Genomic DNA, 2,009 nt, shown 5'->3' with positions numbered 1-2,009 from the left:
GAACGGTGGCGGGCCGTGCTCTGGCACACCGTGGTCGAGCGGGAGGACGCCGCCGAGATCGCGCCCCTGCTGGGTGTCCCCCCGGACGCGGTGACCGCGCTGGCCCACCGGGCCTTCGAGGGCGTGCGCCGGGAGTACCTGGAGCTCCACCTGAGCGGGGCACCCGCCCCCCGCTGCCGGGCCACGGCGGCCGTGCTGGGTGCCCGCGCCCGGGACGGGCTGTCCCACCGCGAACGGGCCCAGGTGGAGCACCATCTCGACCGGTGCGCGCACTGCCACGCCGCGGCCCGGGAACTGGCCCGGCTCGACCGGACGCTGCGCGGGGTGCTGGCGTTGCTCGTGCTGGGCGCGGCCGCACCGGCGTATCTGGCCCGCACGGCGCCCTCCGGGGAGCCGGGCGGGACCACCGTCCCCGGCACGGGCCCCCTCTCCGCCGGTGCCGCCGGTAACGCCGGGGCCGCCGGTCCCGGCGTCCCCGGAGTTCCCCCGCGGTCCCCCCGCAGATTCCTCGGGGTGGCGGTGTCCGGCCTCGCGATGACCACCGCGGTCGCGGTCGCGCTGACGACCGGGGGTTCCGTGCCCGAGCGCCCGCTCGCCGGGCGGGACCCCGGCCCTCCGACGGCGACGCGGGAACCCGGGGCACCGCCGACCGCACCGCCGGACCCGGACGTCCCGGCACTGCCGACGGAACCGGCCCTGCCGACCCTGCCGACGCTACCCACCCTGCCGACCCTGCCGGTGCCGCAACCGGATCCCGACTCGTACCGCCCGCCCGAACCCGTCCGCCCCGTGCCCACCGGGCCGGAGGAACCGGGGACGACACCCCCGACCCCGCCCCCCGCTCCGGAACCGGATCCGGCGCGCCCGCGGTTGACCGTCGACGGCCCCACCGACGGGATCACCCTCGACGCGGGCGGGGCCCCCGTCGACCTGGTGGTCACCGTCCGCAACGAGGGAGCCGCCCCCGCCGACCCCGCGGTACTGACGTGGACCCTGCCGGACGGACTGTCGGCCGCCGCCCCGGCCGGGGACAACGGGGACAACGGGGACGACGGGGACGAACCCGACGACGGCGGGACCCCGGAGGACGGGGACGACGACGGCAGCGACGGGGAGGACGGCGGACACGGGGAGGGCGAGAACAGGGAGGGCGACGACACCGCGGGAGGCGGGTCCGGCACCGGCGGGGCGGCCGACGGAACCACCGGGCACCGGGACACGGGGCTCGTGGAGTGCCCGGCGGGAACCGGCGAGGTGACCTGCCGGGCGCCGAACGCGCTCGCCCCCGGCGAGTCGGTGTCGCTGCGGCACCGGGTCCGCGCCGGGGACGGGGCCGACTCCACCGAGATCACCGGATCCGTCCGTGCCGACGGGGTTCCGGCGACGCCGCTGACCGTCCCGGTCACGGTGGAACGGCCACCCGACGTCGCGTACCTCGCCGTGGAGTGGGAGACCGCGTTCACGGCGTCGGTGGAGGTCCGCAACGACGGCGTCCGCGCCCGCCCCGCCGAGCTCCGGGTGGACCGCTACGCCGTCGCACCGGCCCCGCCCGACGCGGTGGAGTGCGACTACCCGATCCGGCTGCTGCCGTACACCGCCACGGAGGACGACCGCGACGGCCCCCGAAGGTGGCTGCGCTGCGGGACCGGTGCGGACGACCCGCTCCCGCCCGGGGAATCGGTCTCGGTGTCGCTGCTCGTGCCGGTCCGGGGCACCGGCGCCACCGTCACCGCCACGGTCGGCTCGGACACGGTCTCCGAACCGCTCCGCCCGCCGGAGGACCTCCCGCCGGTCACCGGAACGCCGGATCCGCCCGTCCCCCCGGCGCCGTCGCCCGGTGTCACACCACCGGTCACCCCGTCGCTGCCGAGGATCCCGGAACCGTCGGTGTCCGGACCGTCCGTCCCGGGGAGCGGGGACACCACGCACACGGGGCGGTCGACACCGCCGCCGGATCCGGGGCGCTCGACACCGCCGTCGCGGACCCCGCCGTGGCCCGCCCCGCCGGC

Annotated in this window: 1 protein-coding gene; it reads left to right on the top strand. The window is 78.5% G+C overall.

Going from position 1 to position 2,009, the window contains the following annotated elements:
- Positions 1-15 precede the first annotated feature (15 nt).
- Positions 16-2,009, top strand: a 1,994-nt coding sequence (locus SACPADRAFT_RS32175) for a zf-HC2 domain-containing protein (RefSeq protein WP_198048259.1), incomplete at its 3' end; no start/stop codon positions are given.

This window comes from Saccharomonospora iraqiensis subsp. paurometabolica YIM 90007 (assembly GCF_000231035.2).
GTDB classification, from domain to species: Bacteria; Actinomycetota; Actinomycetes; order Mycobacteriales; family Pseudonocardiaceae; genus Saccharomonospora; species Saccharomonospora paurometabolica.
This window is presented reverse-complemented; position numbering and strand designations above follow the sequence as displayed.